The following is a 13,940-nucleotide window of genomic DNA, read 5'->3' on the forward strand; positions in this document are numbered from 1 at the left end:
GGAATTGACCTGTTCCGGCCTGATTTAGGCCACTTCAGCAGCGCCATTCGCGAGTCCCGGGGTGACGAGTCGGTTGATCGGGGAGGTTCTCAGGCTACCGCCGATCACTGCGCCTTGGGCGCGGCGGACTGGGCGCGCAGCCTGGCGGCCTGCTCCTCCAGCCGGCGGGCCTGCTCCTCGGCGCTCGGCACGGAGACCGGCTCGGGCGCGGGGACCGGGGTGGCCGGGGCGATCGGCTGGGGGGCCGGGGCGACGGCGGGTGGGGCCTGGACGACCGTGGTGGTCGTGGTGTCGGCCTCGTCCTCCTCGCGGAGCTTGGCGGTCTCCGACTTGAAGATGCGCAGCGACCGGCCGAGCCCGCGGGCGGCCTCCGGCAGCTTCTTGGCACCGAAGAGCAGCACCAGGATCAGGCCGATGATGATCAGCTCAGTGGGTCCGAGATTGGGCATTACACATCCTTACGCCGAGCGACGTGCGGTCTCTGCCCCGATCGTACGCTCCCCGGCGCGCTCTCTCACCCCCGCCGGCTCATCTCCGGGGCGGGCGGATCTCCCCCGTGCGGTCACCGAACAGGATCCGGACGGGTTCCAGCCTGCCCTGGGTGCGGTCGACCTCCCGGCGCAGCGCCGCGCCCGCACGCAGCGCGCGCAGGGCGAGGACGCCGAGCACCACCAGCCCGGTGAGCCCCACGAGGAGCGAGACGACGATCCAGCTCATGAGGGAGACCCCTGTCGTGGCATGTCAGGAGACCGACTCATAACGATTCAGCGCGGCCCTCGCGGCGGCGCGCACGCTCTCGTCCAGCGAGGCGGGCGAGATCACCCTCCCGCTGTCGCCCAGGCGCAGCGCGAGGCGTACCAGCCAGCCGTGGTCCCTGGCGCGCAGGGCCACCCGCAGGCGGCCCTCGCCGAGCTCCTCGACGCTCTCGCACGGGTAGTACTCGGCGACCCAGCGGCCCACGGCGGTCAGCTCCAGCTCCACCAGCTCGTCGGTCGGCGAGGGCCGGAACACCCCCGGCGTCACCTCGTCGGGCACGGCTCCCTCGGGCGGGTCGGCGGGCACGTCGAGCATGTCGACCGACAGCATCCGGTCCACCCGGAACAGCCGGACCGCCTCGACCCGGTAGCACCAGCCCGACAGGTAGGTCCGCCCGTCCACCACGACCAGGCGCATCGGGTCCACCTCGCGCGGGGTGATCTCGTCGCGTCCGGGCACGTAGTAGCGCAGCGAGAGCCGCCTGCCCCGGCGCAGCGCCTCGTTGACGACGGGCAGCGCGTCGGGGGCGGCGTCCACCTCGACCGCCACCTGGCTGCTGACCGCGGCCGCGCCCTCGCCCGCGGCCCGCTCGAACTTGGCGATGACCCGGGTGAGCGCGTCCCGCTGGCCGAACTCCGGCATCTCGGCGAGCAGCCGCAGCGCCACCAGCAGGGCGCTGGCCTCGTCCACGGCCAGGCGGAGCGGGCGGGCGATGGTCTCGGCGTTGTCGATGACGATCTCCCCGCCGTCCCAGGAGACGTCGATGAGGTCGCCGGGGGTGTGGCCGGGCAGCCCGCACATCCAGACCAGTTGCAGGTCGTCGATGAGCTGCTTCTCGCTCACCCCGAAGATCTTCGCCACCTCGGGCACCTGGGCGCCGGGGTGCGACATCAGGTAGGGGACGAGGGCGAGCAGCCTGGGCAGCCGGTCGGCGGTGCTCACGCGAGTGCTCCCTTCAGGCGGCAGATGACCGCGTCGCGGGCGTCCGGCGGGCCGAGCACCTCGGCGTCGTCGGCGAAGCCCACGATCCAGCCGGCCAGCCGTTCGGCGTCGGTGAAGTCGACCTCCAGCTCGTCCCAGCCGTCGGCGGGCGGGTCGGCGGGCCGTACGGTCTTCGCCACCTGGCGCAGCCCCTGGCAGGTGTCGTGCCTGACCCGGACGAGGGCGGCGCGTTCCTGGACGGCGGCGTCGCGGTAGCCGACCATGGACGTGATGTCGACGCCCTCGGGCACCGTCACGGCGCCGGGGCGGCCGACGGGGGTGACCGTGCCGCTGATCCGGCTGAGCCGGAAGACCCGGGGCGCGTCGCGGTCGCGGTCGTGGCCGACCATGTACCAGCGGCCCCGGCGGCTGACCACGCCCCACGGCTCGACCGTGCGGGTCAGCACGTTCTGGCTGGCGGCCGCCCGGTAGGGGAAGCGGACCACGCGCCGGTCGCGCACGGCCTCCCACAGGGCGGGGAAGGAGGCGTCCTGGGTGTCGACGCGCAGCTCCAGCGCCCCGCCGAGCACCCCGTGGGCCTCGTCGGTCTGCACGCCCCCGGCGCGCAGTTTCAGCAGCGCCCCGCCGGCGGCCTCGGCCAGGCTGGCGCGCTGCCAGACCTGGGCGGCCAGGCCCACCACGGCCGCCTCGTCCGGCTCCAGGGTGATCTCGGGCAGCTCGTAGGCCTGCCGGACGATCCGGTAGCCCGGATCCTCCTCCCACGGGTCCTTGTGGACCTCGATGGGGATGCCGATCTCGCGGAGCTCGTTCTTGTCCCGCTCGAACATCCGCTGGAAGGCCTCGTCGTTGTCGGCGTCGTAGCCCGGCACCGCCTGGCGGATGTGCTCGGCGCTGAGCGGCCGTCGCGTGGCCAGCAGGCAGATCACGAGATTGAGCAGCCGCTCGGTCTTCCGGCGCGACATCCGGCCTCCTTCCTGTTCGGGTGACGCTACCCTTCCCCCGTGATCAGATGGCGCAGGGGCGAGGTCGTGCGGGTCCGGCGCGAGTGGCCGGGGGCGGTGGAGCTCGACGTGACCACCGAGGACGGCCAGGCGCGCGCTCTCGCCTATCCGGCCCTGGTGGGGCACCCGGAGCCCGGTGACACGGTGCTGCTCAACACGACCGCGCTCGCCATGGGGCTCGGTACGGGAGGCTACGCCATGGTGGTGGCGATTCCCGACCGTTTGCCACAAGATCCGCTTGGCCCCGGACACCTGGTAAAGGCACGCTACACCCCGTTGCAGGCCACCGTGCTCGGCGCCGACGAGCAGGACTCGCCCTTCCACGACGTGTTGCGCGAGGCCGACTCGGTGGACGGCATGCCGGTGATCGTCGCCGACCTGCACTCGGCCCTGCCCGCGATCCTGTGCGGCCTGTACGGCACCACTCCCCCGCGCCCGCCAGGCTCGGCCGGTAACGCGACCGGGAGCGCCGGCGGGAACGGCGGGAACGGCGGGAACACGGCGGGGAACGCGGGCGGGGAAGGGGCCGAGGGCACGGGCACGGGCTCGCCCAGGGTCGCCTACGTGATGCTGGACGGCGGCGCGCTGCCGGCCTGGTTCTCCATGTCGTCAGCGCGGTTGCGGCAGGCGGGCTGGCTGTGCGGGGTGGTGACGGCGGGCCAGTCCTTCGGCGGGGACGTGGAGGCGGTGACGCCGCACACCGGCCTGCTGGCGGCCCGGCACGTCCTGGGGGCCGACGTCGCGATCGTCACCCAGGGGCCGGGCAACCTGGGCGGCGGCACCCGGTGGGGTTTCTCGGGCGTCTCGGCCGGTGAGGCGGTCAACGCCGCCGCCGTCCTGGGCGGCCGGCCGGTGGCGGCGTTGCGGGTCAGCGAGGGCGACCTGCGCGAGCGCCACATCGGGGTCTCGCACCACTCGCTGACCGCCTACGGCCGGGTGGCGCTGGCCCCGGCCCGGGTGGCCGTCCCGGTGCTGCCCGGTGACTTCGGCAGGCGGGTGGCCGAGCAGTCACGCCCGCTCGGCGCCCGGCACGAGCTGGTGGAGGTGCCGGTGGACGGGCTGACCGAGGCGCTGCGGGGCTCCCCGGTCCGGCTGTCGACGATGGGCCGGGGCCTGGACGAGGACCTGGCCTACTTCCTGGCCTCGGCCGCGGCCGGCAGGCTGGCCGCCTCGCTGCTGTCCTCGGGGTCGTAGAAGTTCTTGAACGTGAAGGCCGAGGGCGTGGGCCCCTCGGCCTTCAGGAGCGTCAGGCGCTCCATGCCCTCGGCCAGGGTCGGCTCGTACCCGGCCGGGATCCACCACATCACCGAGTACGGCTCGGCGATGCGCAGGAACCACTCCCTGCGCCGCTGCAGGAACTCCAGGTGGACGGTGCGGTAGACGTAGTTCCAGAGCGCGTCGCGCGACTCCCAGACCGAGAAGTTGATCAGCAGGTGGTCGCCGTAGACGTGCTCGACCGTGTCCTCGGGGCCGTCACCGCCCTTGAGCCTCCAGACGAAGCCGGGGGCGGCCTCGGCCAGCCTGTTGAGGGGGTCGAGGCCCGCCATGAAGGAGACCAGTTCCGGGGAGTCCTTGGGCGCGCGCATGTGGGCGAGGTTCATCTGTGCCAGGTGCATGAGCACAGCACACCATTCCCGTTCCTTCTATGTCAATCATCATTGTTTTTAGAGAAGGCGACGCAGCACTCCCCCGGGCGCGGGTCCATCCGGGCCTCCGAGGCGTCCTGGCCGAGCGACTCCAGCAGGCCGCGGCAGAGTTCCAGGTTGACCGAGCAGACCAGCGGCGGGTGCTCCTCGGCGAGCACGTGGAACGGGCAGTTGCGCAGCCGGACCCGCCCGTCCTCCTCGTACGGCTGGTAACCGCGCCGGCGCAGCACCCCGGGCAGGTCCTCCCCCTCCCGCGCGAGCCCGGCCCCGGCGCGGCGGGCCGCCCGCCCGGCCCGCTCGTCCCCGCCGAGCTCCTCGATCGCCTCGGCCAGCACCAGGGCGAGTGTGCGGTAGTCCCGGGCGGGCACGCTGACCTGCCACTCCCCCGGCGCCCTGCGGTAGACCTTCGCGGGCCGGCCGCTGCCCGGCCCGGTCCGCTCGGTCAGCCGCCGGAACCCCGCCTCCAGCAGGCCCGCCTCGACGAGCCTGTCGAGGTGGAAGGCGGCCAGGGTGCGCTGCACCCCCACCGCCTCGGCCGCCTCGTTCCGTCCCACCTCCCTGCCCAGGGAGACCACGTAGTCGTAGACGGCCCGGCGCACCGGGTCGTGGAGTACCGCCATCGTGTCGAGGTCGTCGCCGTTCACAGCCCGGATTGTAGGCCGGGAGGCTCAGTAGGCCGCCAGGACGTCCACGACGAAGACCAGGGTGTCACCGGGCCTGATCGACGGCGGCAGGCCGTCCTCGTAGCCCAGGGCCGGCGGGACGACGAGCGCGACCCTGCTGCCCACCGGGACGCCGACCAGGGCCCGGTCCCAGCCGGCGATGACGCGCCCCCTGCCGATCTGGAACGCCCTGGGCCGTCCGGTCGCCCAGGTGGAGTCGAACACCGCGCCCCCGCGCCAGACCCTGCCCTCGTACTGGGTGACGACGAGTTGCCCGGCGCGGACCTCGGCGCCGGTCCCCCGCAGCAGGATCCCGCTCCTCAGCGTGGCGGGGGGAGCGGACCTCGGCACGGACAGGGCCGGGCGCCCGCCGGGAGGGCCGGTGACCCTGACCCCGCCCAGACCCCTGGCGCCGGCGGCCGGCTCGCCCCCGGCGGCGGCACCGGGCGGGAAGGTCCCGAGCACGTCGACGACGTAGAACAGCTCGTCCCGCGCGGTCATCCCGCCGGGCGGGTTGGGGCCGTACCCCTCCTCCGGGGGGATGGAGGCGATCACCCTGCTGCCCACCGCGTGGCCGCGCAGGGCCTTGCCCACACCGGTGAGCGTCCCGTTCAGCGGGAAGGAGGCCGGGGCGCCCTGGTTGAAGCTGGAGGCCAGCAGGCGGTTGTCCTTGCCGTCCCAGACGTGCGCGGTGTACTGGGCCACGACCAGGTCGTCCGCCCCGACGCGCGCGCCGGTCCCGGTCATCAGCTCGGTGAACCTCAGCCCCGGCGCGGGGACGCCCTCGGGGAAGCGCACGGTCGGCCTCTCACCGAAGTTCCCGACCACCTCGACGTCCGGCCCCGCCGGCCCCTCGCCGGAGGTGCACGCGGCGACGGTCACGAGCGAGAACGCGGTGAGCAGCGCGGCGAGCGTCACGCCGGCACGGGGCACGGGACGCGCGGCGGCACGGACGACGGCACGGACGGTGGGGCGCATCCGGACTCCCTTGGCCGAGGGCTGCGCCAACCCTAACGCGCTATTGGGAGAGTTGTCAGTAGGCGAGGATCACCCCGGGGCCGTGGCCCCCGCGACGTCCCGTGGCGCGGCGAAGGAGCCGCCGCGCGGGAGCGTCGCCCTGCGGCGTCGCCTCGTCCCGGGTCGTTCTCCGGAGCCGCCTTCTCGGCATGCGCTCCATCGCTCCATCCGAAACCGGGACCTTCGATGTGGTTCCGGCGCCGTCCGGCGCTCTTGTCGGGCACGATGAAGTCATGATCGAACAGTCCGGGTCCTCCGACCCCCGCGACGACCACGCTCCGCTTCTGGAGACGGTCGGACTGCTGGTCGCGTCATCAACCGCGATCATGCTGCTGGCCTGGCTGCTGGGGGCGCAGGACGGGGCCGGCCCGGTCAGGCTGCTGTTGCTCGGGCCGGTCGCCCTCGTCTTCTTCGAGGTGATGATTCACGAGATCTGGTGGCGCCGCTGGTGGGGCGCGCTGCCCGGCGCGGTCGTGGGTCTGGTCGTGTACTTCGAGGGCCGCGTCACACTGGAGGACATCATCGGCGCCTCCTGGGCCCCCTCCCTCGCCTACGTCCTGGCCTGGGCCTGCTTCGGGGTGATCTTCGCCCTGGCCAGCCGGATCCCGCTGGGACAGCACGTCTCGAACCCATGATGACCGCCACGGGCCGTCGGCGCGGATGCGGGCACGGGCACGGGCGCGGGAGGGAGGCGGGCGGCGGAAGGGCAGGGGGCGGCGACGACATCGTGACCGGGCCCTGACGGGACCCGGTCACGATGGACGTGCCGCGGAGGGATCCGGCGGGTGCGCCGGACGCCGGGGGACGGCCTAGTAGGCCGCCACCACGTCGACCAGGAAGACCAGGGTGTCGGTGCCCTTGATCTTCTCGCCGGAACCCGCCTTGCCGTAACCGAGGTCCGGCGGGATGCTCAGCAGCACCCGGCTGCCGACGGGAACGCCGACCAGGCCCTGGTCCCAGCCCTTGATGACCTTGCCGGTGCCGATCTGGAACATGATCGGCTGGGCGCCGCGCGACCAGCTGCTGTCGAACTCGACGTCCGAACCCCAGATCTTGCCCGCGTACTGGACGAGGATCGACTGGCCGGAGGTGACCTTGGGACCGGTGCCCTTGATCACCGTCTTGACGACGAGCTCCTTGGGAGCCTTCTCCTTGGTCTTGGTGGTGAGCTTGGGCGCGGCCTCACCGCCCGGGTTCTCCACCTTGACGCCCTTGAGGCCGGGGTCGGTGGCGTCGCCCTTGGCGACCTTCTCGGCGGGAACGCCCACCACGTCGACCACGAAGACCTGCGACTGTCCCGGGGGGGCCTGCGCCTGCTGCTCCTTGGGCAGGGCGTCCTTGGCGACGACGGACATGAACCTGCCGCCGCCCTTGGTCTCGGCGAAGCCCTTGCGGAGGATCTCCGGGACCTGCTCGTTGAGGGTGATGACCTGCGGCCCGCCCTCGTCGTAGGTCGAGCCGGCGAGCTTGTTCTCCTTGCCGTCCCAGGTGAAGACGGTGAAGTTGGCCACCACGCTGGCGCCGGTCTTGGGCGTCTCACCGGACGTGCCGGGGGTGAGCACCTTGAAGGAGGAGGTCTCGACGACCTTGGAGGGGAAGGCCACGGTCGGCTTCGCCCCGGCCGCTCCGGTGACCTGCAGCTCGGAGACCCCGCCACTGCTCGCGGAGCCGGAGGCTCCGGTGGCTCCGGTGGCTCCGGTGGTGCTGGTGGCGGCGTCCCCTCCGGATCCACATGCTGCGGCGAACATCAGAGGCACTGCGGCCAGTACGGCCATACTGCGGCGGCGCATAGGTATCCCTCAAGCAGACGTCAGGTTTGCGCCACACTACCCGCCCCGGTGTACGGAGGAGGTAAGACCGGGACGAGCTTGCCGAAGCGTGACCATGACATGCCGACGATCGACGTGAACCCCTCCGCCACCCGTGAAAGATTCACGGCGGACGGTGCCCGGCACCCGTGGACGATCGACGACCCGGACGTCCCGCCACCCACGGACGACCGGCGAACCAGGCGCCCCGTCACCCGCGGACGATCACGGCCCGCCGTCCACGGACGGCGGGCCGGTCCGTCACATGCCGGCGATGAGCTTGTCCACCCTCTCGTCGACGCTGCGGAAGGGGTCCTTGCAGAGCACGGTCCGCTGCGCCTGGTCGTTGAGCTTCAGGTGCACCCAGTCGACGGTGAAGTCACGGCGCTTCTCCTGGGCCTTGCGGATGAACTCCCCGCGCAGCCGCGCGCGCGTGGTCTGCGGCGGCACCGACTTGGCCTCGAAGATCTTCAGGTCGGAGGCCACCCGCTCCACCGCGCCGCGCTTCTGCAGCAGGTAGAACAGGCCGCGCCGGCGGTGCACGTCGTGGTAGGCCAGGTCGAGCTGGGCGACCCTGGGGCTGGAGAGCGGCAGGTCGTACTTCCTGCGGTAGCGCTCGATGAGCTGGTACTTGGTGACCCAGTCGATCTCGCGGGCGACCTTGTCCAGGTCGCCGGTCTCGACCGCGTTGAGCGTGCGCTCCCACAGCTCCAGCACCCGGTGGCTGAGCTCGTCGCCGCCTCGGCGGTCGACGAAGTCGCGGGCCTTGGAGAGGTACTCCTCCTGGATCTCCAGCGAGGACGCCTCGCGGCCGTTGGCCAGCCGCACCCGCCGGCGCCCGGTCATGTCGTGGGAGACCTCGCGGATGGCCCGGATCGGGTTCTCCAGGGAGAGGTCGCGCATCACGGTGCCCGCCTCGATCATGCGCAGCACCAGGTCGGTCGCGCCGACCTTGAGCAGCGTGGTCGTCTCGCTCATGTTGGAGTCGCCGACGATGACGTGCAGGCGGCGGAACCGCTCGGCGTCGGCGTGCGGCTCGTCGCGGGTGTTGATGATCGGGCGCGACCGGGTGGTGGCGCTGGAGACGCCCTCCCAGATGTGCTCGGCCCGCTGGGAGACGCAGTAGACCGCTCCCCTGGGGGTCTGCAGCACCTTGCCGGCGCCGCAGACGATCTGCCGGGTGACGAGGAACGGGATCAGCACGTCGGCCAGGCGGCCGAACTCGCCGTGCCTGCCGACGAGGTAGTTCTCGTGGCAGCCGTAGGAGTTGCCCGCGGAGTCGGTGTTGTTCTTGAACAGGTAGATGTCGCCGGCGATGCCCTCCTCGCGGAGGCGCTTCTCGGCGTCGACGAGCAGACCCTCCAGGATGCGCTCGCCCGCCTTGTCGTGGGTGACGAGCTCCACGACGTTGTCGCACTCGGGGGTGGCGTACTCGGGGTGGCTGCCCACGTCGAGGTAGAGGCGGGCGCCGTTGCGCAGGAAGACGTTGCTCGATCGGCCCCAGGAGACGACGCGGCGGAATAGATAACGCGCTACCTCGTCGGGCGACAGCCGCCGCTGCCCCCTGAACGTGCAGGTGACGCCGTACTCGTTCTCAAGCCCGAAGATGCGACGATCCATTGCCTCACACTATTCGCCGAACCCCTCTCGTGGGAGGGATCATGGGGTTTTCGGTCGTACGGCTTATGCCCAGGCCGGTGACCTGCTAAGCGCGAACGCCGCTCGTGCCCGGCTCTCGGGCGGATCGTCGCGGTCGCGAGCGGCCCGGGGGGATCGGGAGAGGATCGGAAAGGGTTCGGGGGCGGGATTCGAGAGGGTGCCGGACGAACTCGCGGGGCGGGTTTTCTCACCCTCCGGGGGGCCGGTCGGGACCGGATTCGGCCGTCCGTAAACGGGACGACCCGAATCGCACGAGAGCGCCGCCCCGGCCGGGGCGGCGCTCTCGTGTCGTGTCACGTCGTGGCGCCGGTCCGCCGGCGGCCGGTCCGTGCCGGGACCGGCCGCCGGTGACCGTGCCGTGTGTCGGTGCCGTGCCGTGCGGTGCCCGTGCCCAGGTCCGCACCCGGCCCCGCACCGGACTCCGCACCCGGCTCCGCGGCTTGCTCCGTGGCTTGCTCCGTGCCGGTCAGCCGCTCGATCCGGTGTCGATGTCACCGTCGGGCGCGGTCGGCGGGGTGCCGGGCGTCTCGGGGGCGGAGAGGGGGTTCTGCGCCTGCTCGTCCCGGACCGCCTGGGCGGCCGACTCGGCGGCGGGGGCGCCGGCGGCCAGCAGGCGCTCCAGCCTCGGGCCGTTGAGCCGCAGGAACTTGCGGTGCGGCCGGTTGCGGTCGAGCACCGCCACCTCGAGCTGGGCGGCCGGGAAACGCTCGCCCCCCGGCTCGGTCAGCGCGAACAGCGCGGCCTCCAGCGCCTCCCCCAGCGTCAGTCCGTCGCGGTACTGCTCCTTGAGCCGGCCCGCCACCGCCTCGGCCTGGCCTCCCATGGCGACCAGGCCCGCCTCGTCGAAGACCGAGCCGTCGAAGGTCAGCCGGTAGATGTGGTCCTCGTCGGCGGAGTCGCCGACCTCGGCGACCACGATCTCCACCTCGAACGGCTTCGGCGACTCGGTGAAGATCTGGCCGAGGTTCTGCGCGTAGAGGTTGGCCAGGCCGCGGGCGGTGACGTCGTCGCGGGCGTAGGTGTAGCCGTTGATGTCGGCGTAGCGGATGCCGCCGAGGCGCAGCGCCTCGAACTCGTTGTAGCGCCCGACCGCGGCGAACCCGATCTTGTCGTAGATCTCACTGATCTTGTGCAGGGCACGGGAGGGGTTGGGCGCGACGAACAGGATGCCGTCCTCGTACTGCAGGACGACGACGCTGCGGCCCCGCGCGATCCCCTTACGCGCGTAGTCCGCCTTGTCCCGCATCTGCTGCTCGGGCGAGACATATCCAAAAGGCATGGACACCTGGGGTGATCCTCTCGTGTTAGCGCAGCGGGGCGGTGGGGCCGTCGGGGGAGTTCGTCCGGGAGTCCACCACGATCCGGACGTGGTCGGCGACCTCGTCGTCGGAGAGCCGGTGGAATCCGTCGGCCGTGATCACCGCGACGACGGGCCAGATCTTGCGGATCACGTCGGGACCACCGGTCGCCGAGTCGTCGTCGGCCGCGTCGTAGAGGGCGTGGACCAGGGTCAGGACGGTGTCCTCGGGCGAGGCGCCCTCCCGGTAGAGCTTCTTCAGCGCCCCCCGCGCGAAGATCGATCCGGATCCGATCGTGTGGTGGTTGTGCTGCTCGTACGGCCCGCCGCCCACGTCGTAGCCGAAGATCCGGCCACCGTCGATGTCGGGGTCGTAGGCGGCGAAGATCGGCACCACGACGAGTCCCTGCATGGCCATCGGCAGGTTGCCGCGGATCATCGTGGCGAGCCGGTTGGCCTTGCCCGTCACCGAGAGCGTGCGGCCCTCGCGCTTCTCGTAGTGCTCCAGCTCCACCCGGTAGAGGCGGGCCAGCTCGATCCCGGTGCTCGCCGTTCCGGCGATGCCCATGGCCGAGTAGTCGTCGGTACGGAAGACTTTCTCGATGTCCCGCTGGGAGATGATGTTGCCGGAGGTCGCCCGGCGGTCTCCGGCGATCACCACGCCGCCGGCGCACTTCGCCGCGACGATCGTGGTGGCGTGCGGAATCTGGTCGCCCACCGGGGTCGCCAGGGCCTCGTTACGGCCAGGCAACAAGTCCGGCGAGTGGGACCTGACGAACTCGGTGAACGAGGAGCTCCCGGTGTCGGTAAAGATATGATTCACCATGCCGGCGGGCAGGTCCCTGTGCGATCCCACGCGACTCCCTCCAAAGGTGCAGTCCTTTAAGGCCCGACCTTACTCATCTTGCCGTGCTGCTTGCACTTCCCTGGATCAGCTCAGCGCGAACCACCTACCGGTGCCCGGCTTTTGAATCCTCACGGGTGACCGGCCCTCGGCGACCGGGTCCGCCGCGGTCCCGCGCGGGCGCGACGGACCCGGCGGCGAGGGCGGACAGGGGCGCCCAGCAGGGGCGGGAGGGCGCGACGAGGAGAACGGGCGGGGAGGGGAGGACGCGGCGGGAGGGTACGGCGGAAAGAACGGGCGGGGAGCGGGAAGGCCGGCCGGGAGGAACGAACGGGGACGGGGCGGGGAGGGCGCTCACGGCGGGGACGGCCGTGAGCCGCCCACCCGCCGAGCCCGGCGCCCGCCGGACTCGTCCCCGGCCGGGACGAGCCCTTCGGATCCCGAGGGATCCGACCTCATCAGGCTCCAGTAGGACAAATCAGATAAGACCCGACGTAAGACCTACTGGCCACCCTTCTGGACGTAGGACCTGACGAATTCCTCGGCGTTCTCCTCGAGCACCTCGTCGATCTCGTCGAGGATCGCGTCGACGTCGTCCGTGAGCTTCTCGTGACGTTCCTGGACGTCGGAGGTTTCCGCCGCGGCGGTCTCCTCGACCTCCTTGTCGGTGCGGCCGGTCTGCTTCTGGCCGCCGGTGTCCTTGCTCGCCATCTGTGGCACCTCCACCTGGGGGACGCATCTGATTCATATCTTCCCCGAACCGGGCGACATTGCGCGCGGATGATCCCGCGATCTTTGCGGGTGCCCCCACGAGCCGTGCCGAGGTCCTGCCCGTCAGGGAACCCCCTCACCCGGCCCCAAGGCAAATCCGCTCCCCCTTGACCGGATAGTATCCCTATCCAATAATTGGCCAGCGTTGCTATCCAATGAGAGGACCCCCCATGTCACCCTCCTCGCTGAGCACCGCCGGGGTGCTCCTGATCACCGTCCCGGCCGTCGCCTTCGGCGGTTCCTCCCTGCTCGCGCACCTCATGCGCGGCGTCCCCGGCTACATGGACAACCCCGTCCGTCGAGGCCTGTGGCGGGCGGGGCACGCCCACGCGGGCGTGCTGGTGCTCTTCGCGCTCGTCGCGCTCCTCTACATCGACCGGGCGGACCTGTCCGGCGGCATGAAGGACCTCACCCGGGTCCTGATCGTGGCGGCCCCGGTCCTGATGCCGATCGGCTTCTTCCTGTCGGTGGCCCGCCCCTCCGACACCGAACCGAACCGGTTGATCTGGCTGGTCCCGGCGGGCGGGGTCTCCCTGGCGGCGGGCGCGCTGCTGCTCGGCATCGGCCTGGTGTGAGCATCGTCACCGCCGGATCCGGAGGAGACGGGGGTTCAAGCGGGCCAAAGGAACGTTCCAAGTAGTCCTTCGGGGTGGAAAACTGCGATCATTGCGGGGTGAGCACCATCATCGCGCGCAGGTACAAGCTCGTCTCCCGCGTCGGCCAGGGGGCGACCGGCGTCGTCTGGCGCGCCTACGACCTGCTGCTGGAGCGAGAGGTGGCGCTCAAGGAGATACCACTGCCCCCCGGGGCCGCCGCGGCTGAGCAACGGCGGCGCGTGGTCCGGGAGGCGCGGATGGCGGCCCGGCTGAGCCACCGGGGCATCGTGACGGTGCACAACCTCACCGAGGAGGCCGACCGCCTCTGGATCGTCATGGAGTTCCTGGAGGCGCTGACGCTGCACGACACGCTCGTGCAGGCGGGGCCGCTCCCGGTGGACCTGGTGGCGGCGATGGGGTGCCGCCTGCTGGAGGCGCTGCGGCACGCCCACGACGGCGGGGTGATCCACCGTGACATCAAGCCCGCCAACATCATGCTGACCGGCGACCGGGTGGTGCTGGCCGACTTCGGCTTCGCCGCGCCCGAGGGGGCCGCCACGAGCTCGATGCGCGGCACCCCGGCGTTCATCGCCCCGGAGGCGCTCCAGGGCAGGGGCGGCACCCGCGAGGCGGACATGTGGTCGTTCGGCGCGACGCTGTACATGGCGGTCGAGGGCAGGACCCCGTTCCGTACGGTGAACTCGATGGCGGCGCTGGTGGCGGCGCTGCGGGAGCCCCCGCGCGCGCCCAAGCGGGCGGGGGCCCTGGAGCCGGTGCTGCGCGGGCTGCTGCGCAAGGACCCCCGGGCCCGGCTGAGCGCCGTGCGGGCGGCGAAGATGCTGGAGGACGTGCGCTGCTTCACCGCGGCCTGACGCCGCGTCGGGCTGACCGGCCGGTCGGGGACCTGAGGCTGGGCCAGCAGCAGGTCGTGGAGATCGCGC

16 protein-coding genes are annotated in these 13,940 nt (G+C 71.9%); 4 read left to right on the top strand and 12 right to left on the bottom strand.

Annotation, left to right across the window (positions count from 1 at the left end; all coding sequences use genetic code 11):
* Positions 1–104: 104 nt before the first annotated feature.
* The 4 genes from tatA to AB0G16_RS19965 form a co-directional block, all read right to left on the bottom strand.
* Positions 105–449 carry a Sec-independent protein translocase subunit TatA gene (tatA, locus tag AB0G16_RS19950; RefSeq protein ID WP_362806632.1) on the bottom strand — a complete coding sequence of 115 codons (345 nt, stop codon included), beginning with the start codon at positions 447–449 and terminating at the stop codon, positions 105–107.
* 79 nt (positions 450–528) lie between these two features.
* The gene (locus AB0G16_RS19955; protein ID WP_362806635.1) at positions 529–717 is read right to left on the bottom strand and encodes a hypothetical protein; all 189 of its coding nucleotides are present in this window, start codon (positions 715–717) and stop codon (positions 529–531) included.
* 24 nt (positions 718–741) lie between these two features.
* Positions 742–1,698 carry a WYL domain-containing protein gene (locus AB0G16_RS19960; RefSeq protein WP_362806639.1) on the bottom strand — a complete coding sequence of 319 codons (957 nt, stop codon included), beginning with the start codon at positions 1,696–1,698 and terminating at the stop codon, positions 742–744.
* Positions 1,695–2,660, bottom strand: a complete 966-nt coding sequence (locus AB0G16_RS19965) for a WYL domain-containing protein (RefSeq protein ID WP_362806642.1) — start codon at positions 2,658–2,660, stop codon at positions 1,695–1,697. Before AB0G16_RS19965 ends, AB0G16_RS19960 begins: the two co-directional genes overlap by 4 nt.
* 39 nt (positions 2,661–2,699) lie before the next feature.
* Between AB0G16_RS19965 and AB0G16_RS19970 the strand changes: the two genes are divergently transcribed.
* On the top strand, positions 2,700–3,893 hold the full coding sequence (locus AB0G16_RS19970; RefSeq protein ID WP_362806644.1) for a DUF3866 family protein: 1,194 nt from the start codon (positions 2,700–2,702) through the stop codon (positions 3,891–3,893).
* Here the strand turns inward: AB0G16_RS19970 and AB0G16_RS19975 are convergent.
* The 3 genes from AB0G16_RS19975 to AB0G16_RS19985 are packed head-to-tail and all read right to left on the bottom strand — an operon-like array spanning position 3,830 to position 5,985.
* Positions 3,830–4,315, bottom strand: a complete 486-nt coding sequence (locus AB0G16_RS19975) for a DUF3291 domain-containing protein (protein WP_362806647.1) — start codon at positions 4,313–4,315, stop codon at positions 3,830–3,832. The genes AB0G16_RS19970 and AB0G16_RS19975 overlap by 64 nt on opposite strands.
* A 32-nt stretch (positions 4,316–4,347) precedes the next feature.
* Positions 4,348–4,989 carry a transcriptional regulator gene (locus tag AB0G16_RS19980; protein ID WP_362806649.1) on the bottom strand — a complete coding sequence of 214 codons (642 nt, stop codon included), beginning with the start codon at positions 4,987–4,989 and terminating at the stop codon, positions 4,348–4,350.
* A 24-nt stretch (positions 4,990–5,013) separates the two neighbouring features.
* The gene (locus AB0G16_RS19985; RefSeq protein ID WP_362806651.1) at positions 5,014–5,985 is read right to left on the bottom strand and encodes an FKBP-type peptidyl-prolyl cis-trans isomerase; all 972 of its coding nucleotides are present in this window, start codon (positions 5,983–5,985) and stop codon (positions 5,014–5,016) included.
* A gap of 272 nt (positions 5,986–6,257) precedes the next feature.
* On the opposite strand from AB0G16_RS19985, the gene AB0G16_RS19990 reads away from it, so the two are divergent.
* Positions 6,258–6,659 carry a hypothetical protein gene (locus AB0G16_RS19990; protein WP_362806653.1) on the top strand — a complete coding sequence of 134 codons (402 nt, stop codon included), beginning with the start codon at positions 6,258–6,260 and terminating at the stop codon, positions 6,657–6,659.
* Positions 6,660–6,833: 174 nt separating this feature from the next.
* On the opposite strand, the gene AB0G16_RS19995 is transcribed toward AB0G16_RS19990, so the two are convergent.
* The 5 genes from AB0G16_RS19995 to AB0G16_RS20015 form a co-directional block, all read right to left on the bottom strand.
* Positions 6,834–7,814 (bottom strand): FKBP-type peptidyl-prolyl cis-trans isomerase, encoded by a 981-nt coding sequence (locus AB0G16_RS19995; RefSeq protein WP_362806655.1) that lies wholly within the window; start codon positions 7,812–7,814, stop codon positions 6,834–6,836.
* A 279-nt stretch (positions 7,815–8,093) separates the two neighbouring features.
* Complete coding sequence (gene pafA, locus AB0G16_RS20000) at positions 8,094–9,452, bottom strand: Pup--protein ligase (RefSeq protein WP_362806657.1); 1,359 nt, start codon at positions 9,450–9,452, stop codon at positions 8,094–8,096.
* A gap of 505 nt (positions 9,453–9,957) precedes the next feature.
* Positions 9,958–10,770, bottom strand: a complete 813-nt coding sequence (gene prcA, locus AB0G16_RS20005; RefSeq protein WP_362806659.1) for a proteasome subunit alpha — start codon at positions 10,768–10,770, stop codon at positions 9,958–9,960.
* 25 nt (positions 10,771–10,795) lie between these two features.
* Positions 10,796–11,614, bottom strand: coding sequence for a proteasome subunit beta (gene prcB / locus AB0G16_RS20010; RefSeq protein WP_362806669.1), 819 nt, complete (start codon positions 11,612–11,614; stop codon positions 10,796–10,798).
* A gap of 519 nt (positions 11,615–12,133) precedes the next feature.
* The gene (locus tag AB0G16_RS20015) at positions 12,134–12,343 is read right to left on the bottom strand and encodes a ubiquitin-like protein Pup (protein ID WP_362806661.1); all 210 of its coding nucleotides are present in this window, start codon (positions 12,341–12,343) and stop codon (positions 12,134–12,136) included.
* A gap of 230 nt (positions 12,344–12,573) precedes the next feature.
* On the opposite strand from AB0G16_RS20015, the gene AB0G16_RS20020 reads away from it, so the two are divergent.
* Together AB0G16_RS20020 and AB0G16_RS20025 are read left to right on the top strand one after the other, a co-directional pair.
* Complete coding sequence (locus tag AB0G16_RS20020) at positions 12,574–12,978, top strand: hypothetical protein (protein WP_362806663.1); 405 nt, start codon at positions 12,574–12,576, stop codon at positions 12,976–12,978.
* A gap of 98 nt (positions 12,979–13,076) precedes the next feature.
* The gene (locus AB0G16_RS20025; RefSeq protein WP_362806665.1) at positions 13,077–13,871 is read left to right on the top strand and encodes a serine/threonine-protein kinase; all 795 of its coding nucleotides are present in this window, start codon (positions 13,077–13,079) and stop codon (positions 13,869–13,871) included.
* The last annotated feature ends 69 nt before the right edge of the window (positions 13,872–13,940 follow it).

The organism is Streptosporangium sp. NPDC023615, assembly GCF_040640155.1.
Lineage (GTDB): Bacteria > Actinomycetota > Actinomycetes > Streptosporangiales > Streptosporangiaceae > Streptosporangium.